We start from the raw sequence: 18541 nt of genomic DNA, 5'->3' as shown, positions 1-18541 counted from the left end.
AATCAATGAAAATAGAAACGTTTTATAATGTATTTCCTTGGCATGCGAATCATTTTGGCTCTCTACACGGCGGTATATACATGAGTTGGTTAATTGATACAGCAGGTGCTTTAATGTCCAGTATAAGCAAAGGTAATTATCTTCTTGCTTCAGTTGATTATATCTATCTCTTTAAGCCAGCTAGAGTAGGAGATTTACTGAGAATTATAGCCGAACCAAGAGCTACTTGGAATAGTTCTGTTGAAATTACAGCAAAAGTCTGTGTAAGAAGGGAAGGAAGGGAAGAATTAGGAGCTATAGGAACTATGACATACGTAGCTGTTGATGATACAAATAGACCGAGAAAATTGGACTTTAGAATTGAACCTGATGAGCAAGCTGAGAAAAGAAGAAAAGAAAGATTAGAAAGAAAGGAGGAACTTAAACATGATGCTGAAGAACTTATACAGTTTTCAACTTTTAATAGAACTTATATTAGGACAATATATCCTGAACATGGTTTTGGAAATGGTATACTTTATGCAGGTAAAATGTACTTAATGTTAGACGAGGCTTTAGCTATAGTTGCCAAACTTTACACAAAGGGAAATACATTCACTGCAAGTGCAGGTTATGCAGACTTTATAACTCCAGTTAAGATTGGAGACATATTAGAAATTCAAGGTTCTATTGCATATACCGGAAACACTTCATTAGATGTAATAGCTAAAGTATTTGCAATAAACCATTATACAGGAGATAAGAGATTAGTAACAAGAACAGATTTTTCTTTTGTTGCAATAGATGATAATGGAAAGCCAAGAAAAATTGAGAAATTAATACCTTCTAATGACATGGAAAAAAGACTTTTTAATAAAATTGAAAAAGAAAGAGATATAAGAATAAAACTATCTAAAGAGCTACAATCTCAAATTACATGTAATTGACCTAAAGCCTTACCAATAATATGAGAGGTTTTTATTGGTTCAGGATACTTAGAGAATACTTGATATTGTTCTATTATTCTCTTTGCTAAACTTAAGTTTATATCGGTATTTATATAAACTACGCCCTTACGAGTAGATATTCTTATAAGATTGGAAAGATATTCTAAAATAATCTTTTTTCTACTATCATCAAAATATTTTACAAGAGCATTTTTTATATCCGAAATATTAGGTGTTCTTCCTAAGAAAATTATATAGTTTTTGTCAGGAATAATATAATTAAAACCACCAACAATAATATTATCGAAAATTTTTATATCTCCTTTTCTTAATGTGGTATAAACTGCAGTCGCATCATCACCGTCTACAGTTATCCAGTCTATATCAACATCAACTAATTCATTTTCACTATAGGTCGAAATAACTAATGGAGCTTTTCCTTTTTTCTTTTTGTACTTTATGGGAAAATAACCATCATCGATTCCAGAGACCAGCAAGTTTCTCATCATTATCTAATAGACCTTTAATAATAATTTCTTTACTAACAGCTAAATTCACCTCTTTCGTCTTTCCATATCGTCCTCTATTAACAACTTTTGCAGTCACTATTCCAACCATATCCAGTTCATTAAGTATATCGCTGACTCTTCTTTGAGTTATTGATTCTGTACTGATACTCTTAGCAGTTTGTCTATAAATTTCATAGATTTCTCCAGTAGTTAAACTAGATTTATTAGAAAGTCCTTTAATTACAGCTAATAAAACCAATTTAGAATGAAAAGGTAATGTATTTATTATTTCGTATACTCTATCTTTTTCTATTTCAATTCTTGCCCTATCTACATACTCAGACGTAATATTAGAATGACCCTCTCTTTCTGCAATTTCTCCAGCAACTCTTAGTAAATCAAAGGCTCTTCTAGCATCTCCATGATCTCTAGCTGCTAGGGCTGCACATAAAGATATAATATTGTCAGAAATAACGTCTGGCTTAAATGCCAACTTAGCCCTTCTCTTTAATATATCCTCAAGTTGTTCAGCATTATAAGGTGGAAAAACTATTTCTTCTTCTCCTAGACTGCTCTTTACTCTTGGATCTAGATTATCAACAAATTTTACATCATTTGTTATACCAATCAAGGAAACCTTACTTCTCTCAAGCTCTGTATTTATCCTAGTTAGTTTATATAAAACATCGTCCCCATGTTTCTTAACCATGGCATCGATCTCGTCTAAAACTATTATTATAATCTTACTAAAATCGTTAAGTTTTCTTAACATTCTTCTGTAAAGTTCTGCAGTTGAAAGACCTGTAAATGGAACCCTTTCTCCAAGTTTTTCAATAACATCTGCTAATATGCGGTAAGAAGTGTCACTTTGTCTTGTATTTATATATAAATATTCAAAGGTATCTAATTTAATCCTAAGGTTTTTTAGAACAAATCTTGTTGCAGCTGTTTTTCCTGTTCCAGTAAGACCGTATACAAAGATGTTGTTAGGTATTTCTGATCTATAGACCTGAGCTAAAACACTCGCCATCTTCTTTATTTGTTCTTCTCTGTGAGGTAATTCATCTGGAACATATTCTGGAAGTAAATATTCCCTACTCTTAAATATACTAGAATTCTTAATATTCGATAAAACATCGTCGATTATATCACTCATTTCAACTTCATAATTACATTGAAACCTTTTTATCAGATTCTCCTTTTAACCGGGGAGTTATACACCCCTCTGTTTCCAGTGGAGAATACAAAGAACTGAGAGACACCCCTCTGTTTCCAGTGGAGAATATAGAAGGATAATAAACACAAATATCAGTTTGTATAATTTACATACTCGGACATTATACCATACATACTATAGATTGTCCAGAAGAAATAGAGGGGTGGAGATGTGAATAAAAAAGGTATAACCTAATAGAAAGATCTCCTTTAAATTATTAGATTAATATTAGTATTTTACAATATAAATTTATATGATTTTAAAAATAATAAATATTTAGTCCAAAAATCCTCTTAATTTTATATATAAATAAGAACCATAACTCGAATATATAATTTTATAATATAGAGATAGATTGAAATAATTGATTTAAAATATTAAGATTAAACCAATCATTTAGTTGAGTGACATTTAATATATTCTTGTTAGATGATTTTAAAAACCACTAGTTTATCTACTATTTTATTGGGCCGGTAGCTCAGCCTGGAAGAGTGCCCGCTTGGCATGCGGGAGGTCCCGGGTTCAAATCCCGGCCGGTCCATTAGAATTATTTATGAATACAAAGGAGATTAGGGTAAAGTCTTAACACAGTTCATAATATCATAGTTCAAATATTTTATTAAAATATACTTTAATTATTGGTTTACTTCTGAATTTTTCAAACATCGCCTAAACCATATAACTTATCTCTACAAGAAGTATTATACATAAAGAAATTATACGATATTTACAGGGAAGTAAAACTCTTATATATTCCATTTATTTAAGCTATCTGATAACCTTGAATTTAAATGAGTCCTCTGGAAAACCGGTCTCTGCTATAGTGTTAGTTAACACTGATGCAGGAGGAGAAGAGGAAGTATATAATAGATTAAGAGAAATGAAAGAGGTGTCTCAGGTCTTCATTGTATATGGCGTTTACGATGTTGTAGCCGTTGTTGAGGCATCAGATATGGAAACATTAAGAAATTTTATCAGTAGTAGTATCAGGAAAATACCTAAAGTTAGGTCTACTTTAACAATGATAATAATGGAGAGTAAGCTCCAAGAGAAAGCATGATCTATCATTTAGGCATTGATGATCATGATTCTCCATTTGGAGGCTGTACGACACACTTTGGTTTAGAATTGATTCGTTTTATGCAGAAAAAAGGAATTAAAATTATAGGGTATCCGAGGCTTGTAAGATTAAATCCTAATGTACCTTGGAAAACAAAGGGAAATGCTGCAGTTGCATTAACCATAGAAGCAGATATGAACTTAGAAGAACTAGGACAGTTAATATGGGATAAATCTATTGAATATGTAAAGAATATTTCTCATGGATTCGAATATAAAAGAAAACCAGGAGTAGTGATAGTTAAGGATTGTAATGCTCTACAAAAAATGGATGTTCTTCAGAATTTCTATATTAAGGCAGTTTATGATATAATACCAATTGATTTAGCAATAAAAGTCGCTAAATCCATAGAAGCTATCTATATGGGAAGCAGAGGAATTATTGGCTCTTTAGCCTCATTAGGCTTTGAACAACCGTATACTTATGAGCTTCTCACATATAGAAAAATGGAAAACTGGAAAAAGCCAAGGGGGGAAGTAGATTTAGATAGTTTAATTAAATTCGATGAGGAATACTTTCCTTACGTATTCGGTAATGTGGATTATATAAAGGGAAAACCTTTGATACTTTCACATGGTAATGATCCAGTACTCTATGGAATTAGAGGTACACGAGTTGATAGTTTACTTGAAGGTATGAAAAAAATCAGGATTAATGAGGAATTCTATGATTTTTTGATTTTTAAAACAAATCAAGGAACGGATTCACATGCGAAAAAGGGGAATAGAATTTATCAGATGTTCTATGATAAAGTTATAGTAAAAGAAATAAATATAATTAAAGGTGGAGATGTAATTATTAATACTGTTGACAATCAACGAATACTGGTATATAAGGAAACTGGGGAGTTAAATTCTGCAGCTAAATTACTTAGATTCGGAGACGAGATTGAAGTGTTAGGTGGAATAAAACCATCTGCTAAATTCAATAAAATAATAGAAGCAGAGAGAATCATAGTTTTAAAACTATCTAATAAAAATATTGAGAGGAATCCAAGATGCCCAAGATGTAACTCTTCTTCCACATCGAGAGGAAAGAATAAAGGATTTAAATGCAAGAAATGTGGTTTTATATTTAATGAGAAGAAGAGTATAATTGAAGAAAGCAGGGAATTATCTATTGGGACATATCAAGCAAGATATTATAGACATTTAACAAAACCAATTTTCCTCCAGTTGGAGAATAAATAGTACTTTTTTTATCTAGTATGCTAGATCTTTTAACGAGGATTAACTTAGATGAGAGTGAAGGTCTTTGTTATTGAATTTCATGATGATGATCCTAAGAAGTGCACTTCTAGAAAAATGTTACGATTTAAAAAAGCTATTTCTACAAATAGACCTAAAGGTATAGTTTTAAACCCATATGCTAAAGAAATAATATCTAAAAACGATATCAATAATGCAATAAAAGGTGGAATAACAATTATAGATTCTTCCTGGAATAAGTCTGATAACAATTTCTATGAGAAACATATGTTTAGAAATAGTAGAAGACTTCCATTCTTACTTGCTGGAAATCCAGTAAACTATGCGAAACCTATGATGTTATCATCGATTGAAGCAGTTTTTGCTGCGCTTTATATCTTAGGATTTAAAGACGACGCAGCAGAATTATTAGCTCTATATAAATGGATGGAAACCTTTGTATCATTAAACTCAGAATTATTAGATACATATTCTGGAAAGGATGAAAATGATATTAGAGAAGTAGAAAGAGAAGTAATAGAGAGAATTATGGGAGAGCCCCGACAATAACCCAGCTTCTGTATGTGGGGGATTTAGCTTAGCGTCTAGGGAAATTTCGGGCTCTAGCTCACTAATTTCCCTACTTAATCCAGGGAGGTCCGCATTTCAACCCCCTATGATCTCTTCTTCCAGCTATGCCAGTTACCTAGCATACCCTAAGATTCATCTTCATAGAGTTCATAGAGGGGATTTTCTGTGCGGTTGCCAGGGATATTATCCCTATTCCTCGTGGAATTCCCTAGAGCCAGGATGCTGGAGTTTCCTCAGATATCCCGTAGCCCCCTATCGGGGCTCCCCTTATTCTTGTTTACTAAATAACCTAATAAATCGCTTCTGGTTATAATTCCATCTATTCTTAGGTTATTATTTATGACTAATATAACTGAATGTCTAGAAAGAAGTTTCATAATATCGTTTATAGGACTTTGTTTTGTTACTAAAGGAGGTAAAGGAGCAATTACATCCTTTGCTAGTAATGAGGATTTAGAATTTAGTGATAATTTCCTTAATATAATATAATCATAGATTATACCTATAGCTTTTTGTGAAGAGGAAATTACAGGAATTTGTGATATATTATTTTTTTCCATTTTATATATGATTGAGTCAATTCTTTCATTTATAGTAGATGTAATAACAGGTGAGTGCATTATATCCTTAGCTTCACTCCTTATTTGGACTTCTCTAGTAAGTTCATCAAGGATTCTCCTTACTAGAGATAACTTCGGATCTATTCTTCCACTCTCTATTTTTGCAATAAAAGATTGAGAAACACCTATACGTTTAGCTAGCTGAGCTTGTGTTATACCTGCTAATCTTCTTAGTCTTTTAATCTCTTCTCGATCTATTAGCATCTATTAAACCTTCAAGGTGGAGGTACTAGAGCTGACAATGCTATAACTACAGCAATAAGGACTATACTAGCTATTATAAATGCCTTGGGCGAGATCTTAATCTTTTCATTTTCTTCCTCATAATATCTTATTAATCCAGCCATAGAAACTAAAGGTACATCCTCTTTCTTTTTCTTGCTTGACGGCATAGCTACACCTAACTAATTATTAGTTATAGCTTTTATTAATTTTACCGCTCTTTCTATATCGTTCTCTATTAAATTTCCTGTAACTATTATATTAGCTCCAGCACTTGCAAGCAACTTAGCCTTATCTGCGGATTTTATGCCTCCTCCTACCATAAGTAATGTTGATGTTGATTTTTTAACAGCGGCAATCATTTCTGGTCTTACAGTTTCAGGTGATCCAGAACCTGCTTCTAAATAAACATATTTCATTCCTAGATATTCGGCAGCAAGTGAATATGCCACAGCTAAATCCGAATTATCAAATGGGATCACCCTAGCTCTTCCTACATGCCCTGCTGTTCCTCCAAATCCAACGATTATATATGCTGTTGGCAATATTTCTAGTCCAAGTCTTTTTATAATGGGAGCAGCAACTACTTGAGCTCCAATTACATAATACAAATCGTCAGAGTTAAGGAGAGACATAAACATTATTGCGTCTGCTTTTTCTGAAATTATATTTATATTACTTGGAAAAAGTATAACTGGAATACTATAGTCTTGTAATATGTCTAAAATAGAGTCGAGTTTGTCTTTGGATACTCCTAAAGTACCTCCTACCATAAAGGCAGAAGTACCTGCATCATAAAGTTTTTTTGAGGTAGATACAAGAAAGTTATAATCGGGAACTTTATCAGGATCTATAAGAGAAAAATGTAATGTTTTTTTCTCGCTAAGTTGCTGAATGTAACTGTTTATCTTCCCTTTCATCTTCATTGCTATCATTGATTTCTTCTTCATGAGTATCTTTTATTTCCAGCGTTCCATTATAGTATCCATCAATAAATTTTCCATAAGCATTAGCCTCATCAAAAACTTTAGGTACTTCAATTTCAGCATAAAGACCGCAATTCCCACATTTTATTTTAGCTAGTTTAATTTTTCTGCCACTATCATCATTTTCATCAATATCTTTAAAAGTTATATCTATCGCTATTTTCCCGCATTTAGGACATTCAAAAGTTTTAGGAAGTTTAGGTTTAGGTCTAATTATTTTTGTTCTTTTTTTCCTTTTACCTCCCATAATTTTTACCTCTTCTTTCTCTTCTTGTTTGAGACTAATACCTGTTTCTTATTTTGTTCCGTTACAAATATCTCTGTAAAAGATACATAGACAATTCCCATAACTAAGGAAATTGTAGTTACTATTAGTACAAGCTCTAGAATAGATACCATCATGTAGTGATGAGTTTTCGTAGTTTTAATGATTTTCCGTATGCATATATATCAGTTATAATTTCAGTAATATTTTTAAATGATGTATTAATTGTAATTATTTTTTCTCCTGATAATGTGGTTTTTAATGCTCTAAGATGATAACATTCTAACGGTGTAGCTGAGTATATACTATGGAAAACAAAATATTTACAATCACAAAAATTTTCGCCTAAGATATGATCTTTATGCCTTCCTCCCTCTTTAGCTAAATAGATATATATTGAAAAGAATGAATCTGTAGCTGTAAGCCTAACTATTCTGTTTTCAGCTACTGCTAGCTTTACCTTCTTCAATGATTTGGATTCTTCCATCATCTGACCCTAAGATAATTAAATCATATAGATTTGATGTAAAAATACCTGTCTCTATTACACCCGGTATTTCCCTGATTTTCTCGGAGAAAGAGTATAGCTCGTCTGGTCTTATTTCTGCATCCAATATTATATTTCCATTATCAGAGATTGTTGGACCTATTTTTCCATTCCCATCTCTTATCCTTACTCTTATTCCAAAGAGCTCCATTTTCTTAATAACATAACTGACTGCTGGACTAACTACCTCTATAGGTACTGATACGTATCTTGGATTTTTGACCATTTTTGTTTCCTCTCCTATAAAGACTCTAAACTTAGCATTATATGCGAGTATTTTCTCCCTAGTTAATGCTCCACCTCCTCCCTTTATCATAATAAAATTTTTATTTTTATTGTCGTGCAATAAAGAATCAAAACTATCAATATAAATATCAGGTAATAGTCCAGAGAATAAGGATATTACATTTAATCCTTTCTGTGAAATTAGGATCTCGCTATCAATAGACGATGTTAGAAAAAGTTTATTTGAAAAACTATCAAAGGATATAGTTTCAATGAGTTTTCTTATTGTTTTACCAGTTCCTAAACCTATAATATTGTATTTATATATATAATTTAAAGCAAAATTTGCTAAAATTTCTTTAGGATCTGCCATAGACTTGAATATAAGTTCCAGCTTATTAATCATTGGACCCGTAGCTCAGCCAGGATAGAGCGCTAGCCTCCGGAGCTAGAGGTCCCGGGTTCGAATCCCGGCGGGTCCGCATCAAATAAATCACGCTTGTATTTTATTTCAATTTAATTTAAGTGCTAATGATATCATCTAAAAGATTAGTAAAAATTTACCCCATCCTTTCAATACTATTTTAAATTTATAGATATAATATTGATATTTTCTTGTTTTACAATATATTCATTATAATTATAATATAATTTTATTTTTAGTTAAATTACATGGTATAATATAGGTTATTAAATACACTTAAAAGTACTGTGGCAAGTTTGATTTAGATCTTTAGTTTAATATTAAAAATTAATATAATAAAATTTTATAAATAATAATCAAACATTCTATATAATTTTTATAGCGTTAATCTAGATATTCCATAGAATAGTATTCATTTTTTTGTTTTTGTATTCTATCAAGGAAGCTATCTAATTTATTGACTCGTGGTCTACCTGAATCGGAATCTCTCCTAAAAGTAATTCCAACAACCTTAAGAAATTCATTCATACCTCTTTTCAAGGTTGTTGGAGCATTTCCTATTCCTTCAATTCCAGGTTTCCCAGTAAATACCATTATTCTATCAGAGATATAGTCATGAATTGCTAAATCATGATCAATCAGAAATGTAACGCTTTTCCTCTCTCTCGTTATTCTTTTGATTGCTTTACTTACTACATATCTTTCTTCTATATCTAAATAAGAAGAAGGTTCATCTAAAACGTAAATATCCGCTTCTCTCGATAGAGAGGCAGCCACGTAAACCTTCTGTAATTCTCCTCCGCTTAATTCCTTTACTTTACTTTCTAAGAACCTGTGAATTCCTAGTTTCCTTATTACTTCTTCAAAAAACCATGAGGATGTAGAAAGGATATCCTTTCTGAAGTTCTCCAAGAATTCTTGTACGTTTATGTCATAATCCGCAACTAGTTTTTGAGGCTTATATGAGAGTGTTAATCCTGGAGGAGAAATTTCTCCATATTCAGGTTTTATCTCATTAACTAAAATCCTTGCAAATGTGGTTTTACCTATTCCATTTTGCCCCAAAATTCCTATAACTTCCCCTTCCCTAGCCTCTCCTTCTTCTACGATAAGCTTAAATCCTTCAAGATCTTTTACTATTTTTGACCATCTCACTCTAGTATTTACATTTTTTGCGAGATCAAGATCACTAAGTTCCCTTATATTAAATTTTATGTTACTTTCTCTAAATTTAATATTTTCTGCTGGTAAAAATCCGTTAAGGAAATTATTAATGCCAACTCTAGAAGAATATGTTTTAGATACTTTACCATATACACCTCCTTCTCCATACATAATGGAAACAAGATCAGTTAGAAAATCAACTACGACTAGATCATGATCTACTATCGCTACATATTTTCCCTTTGTCAATTCTCTAATTGCCTTGGCAACATTTATTCTTTCTCTAATATCCAAATAAGATGACGGTTCATCAAAAAAGTATACATCACCATCTCTTAATAGGGCAGCAGCAACCAAAAATTTTTGTAGCTCTCCTCCACTGAGCGTCTGAACGGATTTTCCCCATATATTTCCCAAATAAAGTAAATCTTTTATTTCATCTAATTTTCCTATTTCATCTACTTTACTTAATAAATCGCCAACATATCCTTTTAGAAATCTAGTTGCATATTCCACATATTGGATTTTATGTATAATTTTTATTTTTTTATTATATAAATTGAAGAAATAATCATAAATCTCTTTCCCTTTAAACTTAGCTAAAACATCGTCTACTTGAGGTTTTGTGTCAAGATTACCAAAATTAGGTATGAGCTCTCCACTTAGAATCTTTAGAATAGTTGTTTTTCCAGTCCCGTTTTTCCCTAATATACCTACAATAGTATTTTGCTTAAGTAATGGTAATCCAAAAAGTTCAAACCCATTTATTCTATATCTATGTACTAGCTCTATTCCAAACTTATCAGGGAGATTAACTATAGAAATTGCATCAAATGGACATTTCTTTATACATATTCCGCACCCTATACATGTTTCTTCATAGATTATTGGTTTTCCGCTAACCTTATCTGAAATCTCTATGGCTTTGCTTCCAGATCTATTTATTGGGCAAAATCTTATACACTCTAATCCGCATTTATCTGGTTTACAAAAGTCATAATTCATTACAGCTACTCGCATATTACTCACCTTAATACCTTAATAAAATAAAATATATAAAAATTTAAAATATCTTACCACTCATCTTCTTCCCAATCTTCTTCAACATCTTCTTCCCAATCTTCCTCCTCTAGATCTTCTTCCCAATCTTCCTCAAACATCGTATACACCGCAGACTTCTTATTTGAAAGGTTCTTATTTTTTTCTAATATATAGTTCATGGGTTATACGCTAATAAATTACGCTAAAATCCCTTATTGATATAGAGAAAACCTTTTGTATAAACGAGCTTTCGTAAACATAGAAAGTAAAGGTTTAATAAGACACCATTACAGAGAATTCTACATGAAAACAACAATTAGTGTGATAAAAGCTGATATAGGAAGTATTGCAGGTCATCACGTAGTTCATCCAGATACGATGGCAGCAGCTAATAAGGTTTTGGCTCAAGCAAAAAAAGATGGAATAATAATCGACTATTATATTACGAATGTTGGCGATGATATGGAGCTAATCATGACACACACACGAGGAGAATTAGATGAAAAAGTTCATGGAACAGCATGGGAAGCATTTAAAGAAGCTACTAAGGTATCGAAGGAATTGGGTCTTTATGCGGCAGGTCAGGATCTTCTTTCAGATACCTTTTCTGGGAATTTAAAGGGCATGGGACCAGGGATAGCTGAAATGGAAATTGAGGAAAGGCCATCCGAACCCTTTGTAGTGTATATGGCTGATAAGACAGAACCTGGAGCTTTCAATTTCCCTCAATATAAGATGTTTGTAGATCCGTTTAACACTCCAGGGCTAGTAATAGACCCTACAATGCATGAAGGATTTAAACTGGAAATTTTAGATGTATATGAAGGAGAGTCTGTTACTCTTAATGCTCCAGAAGAAATCTATGATATATTAGCGCTAATAGGTACTCCGTCAAGATATGTTATAAGAAGAATATATAGAAAAGCGGATGGAAATATTGGTACTGTAACTTCGATTGAGAGGCTTAATCTGATAGCCGGTAAGTACGTAGGTAAAGATGACCCTGTATTAATAGTTAGAGTACAACACGGTTTTCCTGCTCTAGGAGAAACATTGGAAGCTTTCTCATTTCCTTATCTAGTTCCTGGTTGGATGAGAGGAAGCCATTATGGTCCGCTCATGCCAGTATCTCAGAGAGACGCTAGGGCAACACGATTTGATGGTCCTCCTAGATTGATTGGGCTAGGATTTAATGTAAAGAACGGTAAACTAGCAGGTCCTTCAGATTTATTTGACGATCCAGCATTCGATGAGACAAGAAGATTAGCATCGCAGATAGCAGACTACATGAGAAGACATGGGCCATTTATGCCTCATAGATTAGAACCGACAGAGATGGAATATACTACGCTTCCATTAGTTCTAGAAAAACTAAAACCTAGATTTAAGAAGGAAGAAGGTATGGTAAAGGCAAAGCAAAGCATATATCAAAAAGAAAGTTCAGAAATGGATTAGTTTTTTATTCTAAGATAAGGTGAGGAGAATATGGGCAATATATATACTAAGGATATTAAGAGAATTGTTGTACAGATTTATGAACAACATAAGGATGAAGTAAGTACGGATTTTGCTGTAAATAAGAAAATAGTAGACACTTATATCGATGCGAACTCTAAGAAGGTAAAGAATAGAATTGCAGGCTACCTTACTAGATATACGAAAATGGCTAGAACTGCAAAGGAAACTCCTGAGGTTGTTGAAGAGGAGTGAAAAAAATTATACTTTTAGGTCCACTATCTAATCAGTTAGGTTTTAAAGAAAAGGATGTAGATGGTAGTGATATAATAGATATTATTTCTAAGGTAGATAGAAAAGGGATAATTCTACAGAATGGGAAGATAAAGCCAGGGTATATAATCTTGATAAATGGTGTAGATCTTAGAATTAAAAGCAAAGTTTCTGATGGAGATGTTATATACGTAGTGCCAATAAATCACGGTGGTTAGATTGGTTTATGTAGAGATCAGTGAAACTATATGGAAAGACTCGTTAAAATCTAGCTTATTGTTTGATGGTAAGTGTGTTACACAAGCTGTAGGATTCAAACCAACAGAAGTTATATTACGTCAAGCCTGCTTTTTATTTTTTAAAAATTTTAGTAGATCAAATAGAAAAATAAGATCTCCAACAATTTTATTTCTGACCTTAATATTAGGAACGGACCAAGTAAGTGAAGCATTAAGAAAAACAGAATTAGTTTCAAATAAAACATCATATATTGTGAAATGTTGTTTGTGCGATAGGGAAATGGGAAAAGTAAGGATTCAAAATGATAATGAGAGACTTGTCCTTACGGCTAATGCATTAGCTTCAGTCTAGAGACTTTATAATTAAAGTATATTTCATCACATGAATAGAGATAAGATAGGACCAGCTATTCTATTTATTTTGGGAAGTCTTATAATTTTAGATCAATTCTTCAAAGTCGAACTATTTGTTTTAGTTCTTTTCGCATTACCTATGATTTTATCGATAATCGTTCTATATTTTTTCATATCAAAAAAGAAACTTAGTATTAATATTTTTCTAAAAAATCAAATATTTAGAGTTAATATTGGAAATCAAAGTATATATGGAATAACTTGCAAAATAATTGGAAAACAAGAATTAGATGGAACAGCTAATTTACAGAAAGAATTAGATGCATTACTTGACGCCATTTCTAGAAAGGAAATAGATCTAGAATATGTTGTTATTACATCCATTTCTAACAAAAGGAAGTCTTCATCACTAATCCTTTTTAAAAAATGTGAAAATTGTGAGGATGATATTATGCGAGAATTTGAGAGCGTGAGTATTATAGCAAAGGCAGTTTCTCCTCACATAAGTCTTGTTCCAACTCCGTCTTCAAATTTAGCTATTCCTATACCACAGATTTTTGGGAATATCAGCTATGCCAGGGTGTTTGATAAAGTATATGACGTTCCTAAATCCGAGGACTCTACTGTAGATTATGACGTTGAAATAGGGGATATAACTAACGGAAAGATGATAAGCTCTCCAATAGGTATCAGAAGTAGTGATGTTGTAAGACATATAGGGATATTTGGTAGTACTGGAAGCGGAAAATCTAATACAGCTGCATTATTGTCAAAGAAATTAGCGGAGATCGGATTTAACGTCGTAATATTAGATTGGCATGGAGAGTTTAAGAATTTGTTAAATGATTTTATTGTTTTTGATAGACAAAATATAATTAAGATAAATATACTTAGTCAATCGTATGGCATAGAAGATATCGTTGATATTATTGGAGATGTCTTGCAACTCACAGATCCTCAGAGATTTATGTTGCATCTACTTTTACTAAAATTAAAGGGAAGACCATTCACTTTAAGTACAGTAATTGACACGTTAAATCAATTGGATGAGGGGAGTAACTGGTCTAGAGAAGTAAAGTATGCTCTAGCAAGAAAACTACTTTTATTGACATCTAGACAGGGAAAACTTGTTTTTTCTAATGAAGAAGATGATATAGAAAAAATTTTAGAATCAGGAAAATATATTATTGATTTAAGCTTTTTACATAATATACGATTAAGAAGATTATATGGACTATTTATCCTGAAAATATTAACAGATATATATTTTAGGGGTAAGTCTGATAAAAAAATATTAATAGTTATTGAAGAGGCCCATAATTATTTTACTGAATACAATGACTTTATAAATAGAATTATCTCTGAGGTTAGGAAGTTTGGCGTTGGATTATGTATAGTGTCACAGTCTCCATCATCAATATCTGCTGAAATTCTTAAGAACACAAACATAAAGATAATTCACAGCCTCAAGGCCGACATTGATAAGCGAGTAATATCAGACTCACTATCCTTACCTCCCTCTATGGTAAACTTCATAGATAAACTCGATATAGGTGAAGCTATATTGTCAGCACCAAATATCAAAAATCCAATAGTAGTTAAAATTAAAAAAACTTTCTAGATTTAATCTTCTTCAGAGGGCTTCTTTTCTCCTCCTTTACTGGAGGGACCACCAGTCTTCTTGCTTGCTGCTACTAGATCATCAATTCTTAATACTAGCGTAGCTGCTTCTGTTGCTGCCTTTACTGCATTTGTCTTAACTACGGCTGGATCAACAACACCCTTTTCCCACATATTAACTGGCTGCCCTGCATATAGATCTATTCCAATCCACTTATTACTTTCATTTTCATGTGCACTCCTTAATTTAACCAGTAAATCAATTGGATCTAGACCAGCGTTCTCTATAAGAATAGTGACCAAAGCTTCTACGGCATTAGCATAGGCTTCTATTGCCAGTTGTTCTTTTCCTCCTACTTGAGGAGCGTATCTCTTTAACCTCTTTGCAATCTCAATTTCTATTGCTCCTCCTCCAGCTACTGCTTTACCATCCTTAACAACATCTGCTACTGTTCCAAGAGCATCCTTTATTGCTCTTTCTGTCTCATCGACTACTCTTTCTAGACCTCCTCTAATTAATATGCTTACTGCTTTAGGATTCTTAGCCCCTTCAACGAATACCATCTTATCTTCGCCAACCTTTCTTTCCTCTACAAGAGCGGCATAGCCCAAATCTTGTGGCGTTAGCTCGTCTATATCAGAAATTACTCTTCCTCCTGTAGCTCTTGCAAGTTTTTCTAAGTCGCTCTTCTTTGCTCTCCTAACTGCTAGTATTCCTTTCTTAGCTAGATAGGATTGAGCTACCTCATCAATTCCTTTCTGGCAAATTATGACATTTGCTCCAGTATTTACTATTTTATCAACTTTTTCCTTAATAATGTTCTCTTCTTCCTCTAAGAACTTCTGCATTTGTTTAGGATCGTTAATCCTTATCTCGGCATCTAACTCTGGTTTCTCGACTTCAAGTGATGCATCAATTAACGCTATCTTTGCGTTTTCTATTCTCTTAGGCATTCCAGGATGTACAACTTCCTTATCAACAATTATTCCATACACTATTTGTGTATCATTAATTCCTCCTCCGGCTTTTTTAACTATTTGTATATTATCTAGATCAACGTACCATTTATCTCCTCTAAGCTCCGCTACTTGAGTTACAGATTTAACAACTATATCCGCGATAAAATCTCTTGATCCAGCTACAGCTTTACTACTCAATGAAGTTATTGCAACTTTCTTTAAAAGATCAATGTCATTAATTGTTATCTTCTCTGCAAGTTCCTGAATAGTCTGAATGGCAACCTCTTCAGCTTTCTTATATCCGCTAACTATTATTGTTGGATGAATTTCCTTATAGAGGAGATCTTCAGCTTTTCTAACTAGTTCTCCAGCTAATATTACAGCAGTCTTTGTTCCATCTGCGGTTTCTTCATCTTGACCTTTAGCTATTTGAACAAGTAGTTTAGCTGATGGGTGCTGTAGATCCATTTTATCAAGTATAGTAGCTCCGTCATTAGTGATTGTAATATCTCCTAGACTATCAACTAACATCTTATCCATTCCTCTAGGTCCATAAGTGCTCTTCAGAGCCTCTTCCACTGCCTTTACAGCTGCTATATTAACTCTTACGGCTTCCTTTCCATAGGTTCTACTTGATCCTTCTTTTAGAATTATTACAGGTATTCCCTCAGGAGTTGTTGCAACAGTTGCGGTTGAAGACATACATAAACCACCTTTTCACAATGTCTTAGAAAGTGCTTATATAAAAATCTTTCTCTTAACTTGTTCTGTAGAACAAATTTACCTTCATTTATGCTCTCTTTTACTTTTATCAATAGGCTTCAATACTAATATTACGGTCTCATTAGGTTTACTTCCTCAAGTTATTTCGTTTTCTGATCTTATACTGCTTCAAATAAGGTGTATTAATGCTTCCGCGATATCTGCATGTTTCCTTACTTCTCGCATATGTATGTAAATGAAAGAGGGCGTTTACATTTGTTAGAAATAAAATGAAGGATTTAGATACTTATACTCCATACTAACCTTCATCTCTACTTCTTTTACTTTCTTGCTTTATTAAGCTTAAGGAGAACTTTTCTCTCCCAATAGGAACTCGTTATACTTTCTCTAGTCCCTCTTGTTAACATACCTCTTGCCCGACCTTCATAAAAATAAGATAATTTGCTAATACCTAATTTATGTAGTGCCTTGTATTTTGACTTTGTAAGTGATATAATTGAAGCTTAAGCATGGAAATATTTCATCGAATAATCTAGTGTTATCAAATATATCCATTAAGGAGATGGAATAAAATAGCACTAGTATGAGGGACTAGGAGATGTATTATGACTTCCTGGTAGGTTATTAAATTCATATTTAGTATAAATTCAAGATAAAGTAAATTATATCAATTAGTGTAATATGTAACATGGTATTAGCTAGTAATTAAATCCATTCCTTTGGCCGCGATCATGGAGAAAGATATTTAATACATTCTCGGGTTTAATATCATTTAACATTACACTGTTATGATTTCTCAGCCTTTATAGATGTCCTTGATATAGCTAAACAAAATCTTTTTAGTAACGTTTTTAATAATTATAATTTAAAAATTCTAAATATCTGTGTGGTCATACTAGTTAGCCTTACTAATAACTCTCTGTATATCTATTCTGATTTCCTTGGGTAATTTATATATTACTTTCTTTAAATATTTATGATTTATATTTAGTTTTTCTAAAATCGAATCTAATTTATTCCTTCTATATCCTGCCAAATAAAAGGAAATTGCTACTCTCATTTTTATCTTTCTCCCGCTGAATAATCCTGAATTATTTAATATTGTGTATATTTTATTTACATTCGAATCCATTTTTAGAAGTTCTAATGCAAGTAGACTATCAATACTAATGTATTTCTGTGTCGTCTCAGAAGATATCTTTATATCTTTTTTATTTTTCTTTTTCATTATAGCAATAAAATCGATTATTTTGGCTTCATCATTTAACCTAAAATATGAATAATCTATAATTTGTGTTTCAGTATCATTAAAATCATAATTTTTATAAATTTTATCTATAACAGTTCCACAATTCGTACATACTATCTCTCCATTTTTCTCATCCCATATTAAATTCTGTGAACTACAATAAGGGCATTTCATAGTATTAGCTAAACTTAAGATCTATTTTTAACGTGATTATATCAAAGGAAGTTGGAGAGGTATGACCGAAAATGAAAATGAGTTTAGTTATATTATTGAAAAATTAAAAGATGGAAATATAACATCTCAGCTAATAGATAAATTGATAAAATACTATAAAACGGATAAGAATATTTGGGACGAAATAGTTGTCTATTTTGACCTTAAAAATAAGGGTAAAAGAGTTAGAAAATCAAAAATGAGTAAAGTATTAGAAATATTGGATTCCTCTGGTAAAGTAAAATCTATAGTATTTATATACATGGAAAATCAACCTATTATTTTGGATGAAATATTTAAATTTCTTAATATGGCTAAATCTCTCTCTCTAGATGTGTTTTTGGCAATAGTTGATAAATATGGAGATATAACTTATTATTCTATAAGTTCTTTATCACTAGCTAAGGTCTAA

At 32.1% G+C, this 18541-nt stretch carries 22 protein-coding genes, 2 tRNA genes, 1 other RNA gene and 1 pseudogene; 12 read left to right on the top strand and 14 right to left on the bottom strand.

Annotation, left to right across the window (positions count from 1 at the left end; translation table 11 throughout):
* Window positions 1-5: 5 nt before the first annotated feature.
* Window positions 6-926: an acyl-CoA thioesterase gene (locus CM19_RS08935; RefSeq protein WP_048100268.1), complete on the top strand. Its 921-nt coding sequence runs from the start codon at window positions 6-8 to the stop codon at window positions 924-926.
* Here CM19_RS08935 and CM19_RS08930 read toward each other — a convergent pair.
* Both CM19_RS08930 and CM19_RS08925 read right to left on the bottom strand, forming a co-directional pair.
* A complete protein-coding gene (locus CM19_RS08930) occupies window positions 908-1432 on the bottom strand; it encodes an endonuclease dU (protein ID WP_052349513.1) in 525 nt (174 codons plus the stop codon). The two genes, CM19_RS08935 and CM19_RS08930, sit on opposite strands and share 19 nt — an antisense overlap.
* On the bottom strand, window positions 1401-2591 hold the full coding sequence (locus CM19_RS08925) for a Cdc6/Cdc18 family protein (protein ID WP_048100108.1): 1191 nt from the start codon (window positions 2589-2591) through the stop codon (window positions 1401-1403). The genes CM19_RS08930 and CM19_RS08925 overlap by 32 nt, the downstream gene beginning before the upstream one ends.
* 527 nt (window positions 2592-3118) lie before the next feature.
* On the opposite strand from CM19_RS08925, the gene CM19_RS08920 reads away from it, so the two are divergent.
* The 4 genes from CM19_RS08920 to CM19_RS08905 all read left to right on the top strand — a co-directional run bounded on the left by CM19_RS08920 (window position 3119) and on the right by CM19_RS08905 (window position 5528).
* A tRNA-Ala gene (locus CM19_RS08920) sits at window positions 3119-3192 on the top strand.
* A gap of 240 nt (window positions 3193-3432) precedes the next feature.
* On the top strand, window positions 3433-3711 hold the full coding sequence (locus CM19_RS08915; protein ID WP_048100107.1) for an Lrp/AsnC family transcriptional regulator: 279 nt from the start codon (window positions 3433-3435) through the stop codon (window positions 3709-3711).
* A complete protein-coding gene (locus tag CM19_RS08910) occupies window positions 3708-4961 on the top strand; it encodes a tRNA(Ile)(2)-agmatinylcytidine synthase (protein ID WP_048100106.1) in 1254 nt (417 codons plus the stop codon). The genes CM19_RS08915 and CM19_RS08910 overlap by 4 nt, the downstream gene beginning before the upstream one ends.
* Before the next feature lie 48 nt (window positions 4962-5009).
* Complete coding sequence (locus tag CM19_RS08905) at window positions 5010-5528, top strand: DUF367 family protein (RefSeq protein WP_081801255.1); 519 nt, start codon at window positions 5010-5012, stop codon at window positions 5526-5528.
* Here CM19_RS08905 and rnpB read toward each other — a convergent pair.
* The 8 genes and pseudogenes from rnpB to rpiA all read right to left on the bottom strand — a co-directional run bounded on the left by rnpB (window position 5514) and on the right by rpiA (window position 8787).
* An RNA gene (gene rnpB, locus CM19_RS12595) (RNase P RNA component) lies at window positions 5514-5813 on the bottom strand. The two genes, CM19_RS08905 and rnpB, sit on opposite strands and share 15 nt — an antisense overlap.
* 26 nt (window positions 5814-5839) lie before the next feature.
* A pseudogene (locus CM19_RS08900) lies at window positions 5840-6373 on the bottom strand (CBS domain-containing protein); the annotation flags it as partial.
* Window positions 6374-6384: 11 nt separating this feature from the next.
* Complete coding sequence (locus tag CM19_RS08895) at window positions 6385-6561, bottom strand: preprotein translocase subunit Sec61beta (RefSeq protein ID WP_048100104.1); 177 nt, start codon at window positions 6559-6561, stop codon at window positions 6385-6387.
* Window positions 6562-6573: 12 nt separating this feature from the next.
* The gene (locus tag CM19_RS08890) at window positions 6574-7317 is read right to left on the bottom strand and encodes a phosphoglycerol geranylgeranyltransferase (protein ID WP_048100103.1); all 744 of its coding nucleotides are present in this window, start codon (window positions 7315-7317) and stop codon (window positions 6574-6576) included.
* A complete protein-coding gene (locus CM19_RS08885; protein ID WP_048100102.1) occupies window positions 7274-7624 on the bottom strand; it encodes a transcription elongation factor in 351 nt (116 codons plus the stop codon). Before CM19_RS08885 ends, CM19_RS08890 begins: the two co-directional genes overlap by 44 nt.
* 5 nt (window positions 7625-7629) lie before the next feature.
* Entirely contained in the window at window positions 7630-7779 is a 150-nt protein-coding gene (locus CM19_RS13110) for a hypothetical protein (RefSeq protein ID WP_160164879.1), read from the bottom strand.
* The gene (locus CM19_RS08880; RefSeq protein ID WP_052349512.1) at window positions 7776-8129 is read right to left on the bottom strand and encodes a hypothetical protein; all 354 of its coding nucleotides are present in this window, start codon (window positions 8127-8129) and stop codon (window positions 7776-7778) included. The genes CM19_RS13110 and CM19_RS08880 overlap by 4 nt, the downstream gene beginning before the upstream one ends.
* Window positions 8083-8787, bottom strand: a complete 705-nt coding sequence (rpiA, locus tag CM19_RS08875; RefSeq protein WP_048100101.1) for a ribose 5-phosphate isomerase A — start codon at window positions 8785-8787, stop codon at window positions 8083-8085. Before rpiA ends, CM19_RS08880 begins: the two co-directional genes overlap by 47 nt.
* Window positions 8788-8821: 34 nt before the next feature.
* On the opposite strand from rpiA, the gene CM19_RS08870 reads away from it, so the two are divergent.
* Window positions 8822-8896 (top strand) — tRNA-Arg (locus tag CM19_RS08870).
* A gap of 326 nt (window positions 8897-9222) precedes the next feature.
* On the opposite strand, the gene CM19_RS08865 is transcribed toward CM19_RS08870, so the two are convergent.
* Together CM19_RS08865 and CM19_RS13325 are read right to left on the bottom strand one after the other, a co-directional pair.
* On the bottom strand, window positions 9223-11022 hold the full coding sequence (locus tag CM19_RS08865; protein ID WP_048100100.1) for a ribosome biogenesis/translation initiation ATPase RLI: 1800 nt from the start codon (window positions 11020-11022) through the stop codon (window positions 9223-9225).
* Window positions 11023-11075: 53 nt separating this feature from the next.
* Entirely contained in the window at window positions 11076-11222 is a 147-nt protein-coding gene (locus CM19_RS13325; RefSeq protein ID WP_160164878.1) for a hypothetical protein, read from the bottom strand.
* 124 nt (window positions 11223-11346) lie between these two features.
* Between CM19_RS13325 and fbp the strand changes: the two genes are divergently transcribed.
* From fbp to CM19_RS08840, 5 genes are read left to right on the top strand one after another with little or no spacing between them, the layout of a single operon-like run.
* Window positions 11347-12498, top strand: coding sequence for a fructose-1,6-bisphosphate aldolase/phosphatase (gene fbp, locus CM19_RS08860; RefSeq protein WP_048100099.1), 1152 nt, complete (start codon window positions 11347-11349; stop codon window positions 12496-12498).
* A 30-nt stretch (window positions 12499-12528) separates the two neighbouring features.
* Window positions 12529-12753, top strand: coding sequence for a 30S ribosomal protein S17e (locus CM19_RS08855; RefSeq protein ID WP_048100098.1), 225 nt, complete (start codon window positions 12529-12531; stop codon window positions 12751-12753).
* Window positions 12750-12989, top strand: a complete 240-nt coding sequence (gene urm1 / locus CM19_RS08850) for a Urm1-like protein (RefSeq protein ID WP_048100097.1) — start codon at window positions 12750-12752, stop codon at window positions 12987-12989. Before CM19_RS08855 ends, urm1 begins: the two co-directional genes overlap by 4 nt.
* 1 nt (window position 12990) lies before the next feature.
* Window positions 12991-13362, top strand: a complete 372-nt coding sequence (locus CM19_RS08845; protein ID WP_048100096.1) for a hypothetical protein — start codon at window positions 12991-12993, stop codon at window positions 13360-13362.
* 30 nt (window positions 13363-13392) lie between these two features.
* Window positions 13393-14985 carry a DNA-translocating ATPase CedD gene (locus CM19_RS08840; protein ID WP_048100095.1) on the top strand — a complete coding sequence of 531 codons (1593 nt, stop codon included), beginning with the start codon at window positions 13393-13395 and terminating at the stop codon, window positions 14983-14985.
* A gap of 2 nt (window positions 14986-14987) precedes the next feature.
* Here CM19_RS08840 and thsB read toward each other — a convergent pair whose 3' ends face one another.
* The gene (gene thsB / locus CM19_RS08835) at window positions 14988-16646 is read right to left on the bottom strand and encodes a thermosome subunit beta (RefSeq protein WP_048100094.1); all 1659 of its coding nucleotides are present in this window, start codon (window positions 16644-16646) and stop codon (window positions 14988-14990) included.
* A 916-nt stretch (window positions 16647-17562) separates the two neighbouring features.
* Window positions 17563-18090: a TFIIB-type zinc ribbon-containing protein gene (locus CM19_RS08830; RefSeq protein ID WP_048100093.1), complete on the bottom strand. Its 528-nt coding sequence runs from the start codon at window positions 18088-18090 to the stop codon at window positions 17563-17565.
* A gap of 61 nt (window positions 18091-18151) precedes the next feature.
* Here CM19_RS08830 and CM19_RS08825 point away from each other — a divergent pair, with 61 nt between their 5' ends.
* Window positions 18152-18541: a hypothetical protein gene (locus CM19_RS08825; RefSeq protein ID WP_048100092.1), complete on the top strand. Its 390-nt coding sequence runs from the start codon at window positions 18152-18154 to the stop codon at window positions 18539-18541.

It is taken from the genome of Candidatus Acidianus copahuensis (assembly GCF_000632495.1).
Taxonomy (GTDB): domain Archaea; phylum Thermoproteota; class Thermoprotei_A; order Sulfolobales; family Sulfolobaceae; genus Acidianus; species Acidianus copahuensis.
This window is presented reverse-complemented; position numbering and strand designations above follow the sequence as displayed.

What these genes read in the sequence shown, in the direction of transcription:
- CM19_RS08935 (WP_048100268.1), top strand. Translation starts at nt 6, where the DNA reads ATGAAAATAGAAACGTTTTATAATGTATTTCCTTGGCATGCGAATCAT.
- CM19_RS08930 (WP_052349513.1), bottom strand. Translation starts at nt 1,432, where the DNA reads ATGAGAAACTTGCTGGTCTCTGGAATCGATGATGGTTATTTTCCCATA.
- CM19_RS08925 (WP_048100108.1), bottom strand. Translation starts at nt 2,591, where the DNA reads ATGAGTGATATAATCGACGATGTTTTATCGAATATTAAGAATTCTAGT.
- CM19_RS08910 (WP_048100106.1), top strand. Translation starts at nt 3,708, where the DNA reads ATGATCTATCATTTAGGCATTGATGATCATGATTCTCCATTTGGAGGC.
- CM19_RS08905 (WP_081801255.1), top strand. Translation starts at nt 5,010, where the DNA reads ATGAGAGTGAAGGTCTTTGTTATTGAATTTCATGATGATGATCCTAAG.
- CM19_RS08895 (WP_048100104.1), bottom strand. Translation starts at nt 6,561, where the DNA reads ATGCCGTCAAGCAAGAAAAAGAAAGAGGATGTACCTTTAGTTTCTATG.
- CM19_RS08890 (WP_048100103.1), bottom strand. Translation starts at nt 7,317, where the DNA reads ATGAAGATGAAAGGGAAGATAAACAGTTACATTCAGCAACTTAGCGAG.
- CM19_RS08885 (WP_048100102.1), bottom strand. Translation starts at nt 7,624, where the DNA reads ATGGGAGGTAAAAGGAAAAAAAGAACAAAAATAATTAGACCTAAACCT.
- CM19_RS13110 (WP_160164879.1), bottom strand. Translation starts at nt 7,779, where the DNA reads ATGATGGTATCTATTCTAGAGCTTGTACTAATAGTAACTACAATTTCC.
- CM19_RS08880 (WP_052349512.1), bottom strand. Translation starts at nt 8,129, where the DNA reads ATGGAAGAATCCAAATCATTGAAGAAGGTAAAGCTAGCAGTAGCTGAA.
- rpiA (WP_048100101.1), bottom strand. Translation starts at nt 8,787, where the DNA reads ATGGCAGATCCTAAAGAAATTTTAGCAAATTTTGCTTTAAATTATATA.
- CM19_RS08865 (WP_048100100.1), bottom strand. Translation starts at nt 11,022, where the DNA reads ATGCGAGTAGCTGTAATGAATTATGACTTTTGTAAACCAGATAAATGC.
- CM19_RS13325 (WP_160164878.1), bottom strand. Translation starts at nt 11,222, where the DNA reads ATGAACTATATATTAGAAAAAAATAAGAACCTTTCAAATAAGAAGTCT.
- fbp (WP_048100099.1), top strand. Translation starts at nt 11,347, where the DNA reads ATGAAAACAACAATTAGTGTGATAAAAGCTGATATAGGAAGTATTGCA.
- CM19_RS08855 (WP_048100098.1), top strand. Translation starts at nt 12,529, where the DNA reads ATGGGCAATATATATACTAAGGATATTAAGAGAATTGTTGTACAGATT.
- CM19_RS08840 (WP_048100095.1), top strand. Translation starts at nt 13,393, where the DNA reads ATGAATAGAGATAAGATAGGACCAGCTATTCTATTTATTTTGGGAAGT.
- thsB (WP_048100094.1), bottom strand. Translation starts at nt 16,646, where the DNA reads ATGTCTTCAACCGCAACTGTTGCAACAACTCCTGAGGGAATACCTGTA.
- CM19_RS08830 (WP_048100093.1), bottom strand. Translation starts at nt 18,090, where the DNA reads ATGAAATGCCCTTATTGTAGTTCACAGAATTTAATATGGGATGAGAAA.
- CM19_RS08825 (WP_048100092.1), top strand. Translation starts at nt 18,152, where the DNA reads ATGACCGAAAATGAAAATGAGTTTAGTTATATTATTGAAAAATTAAAA.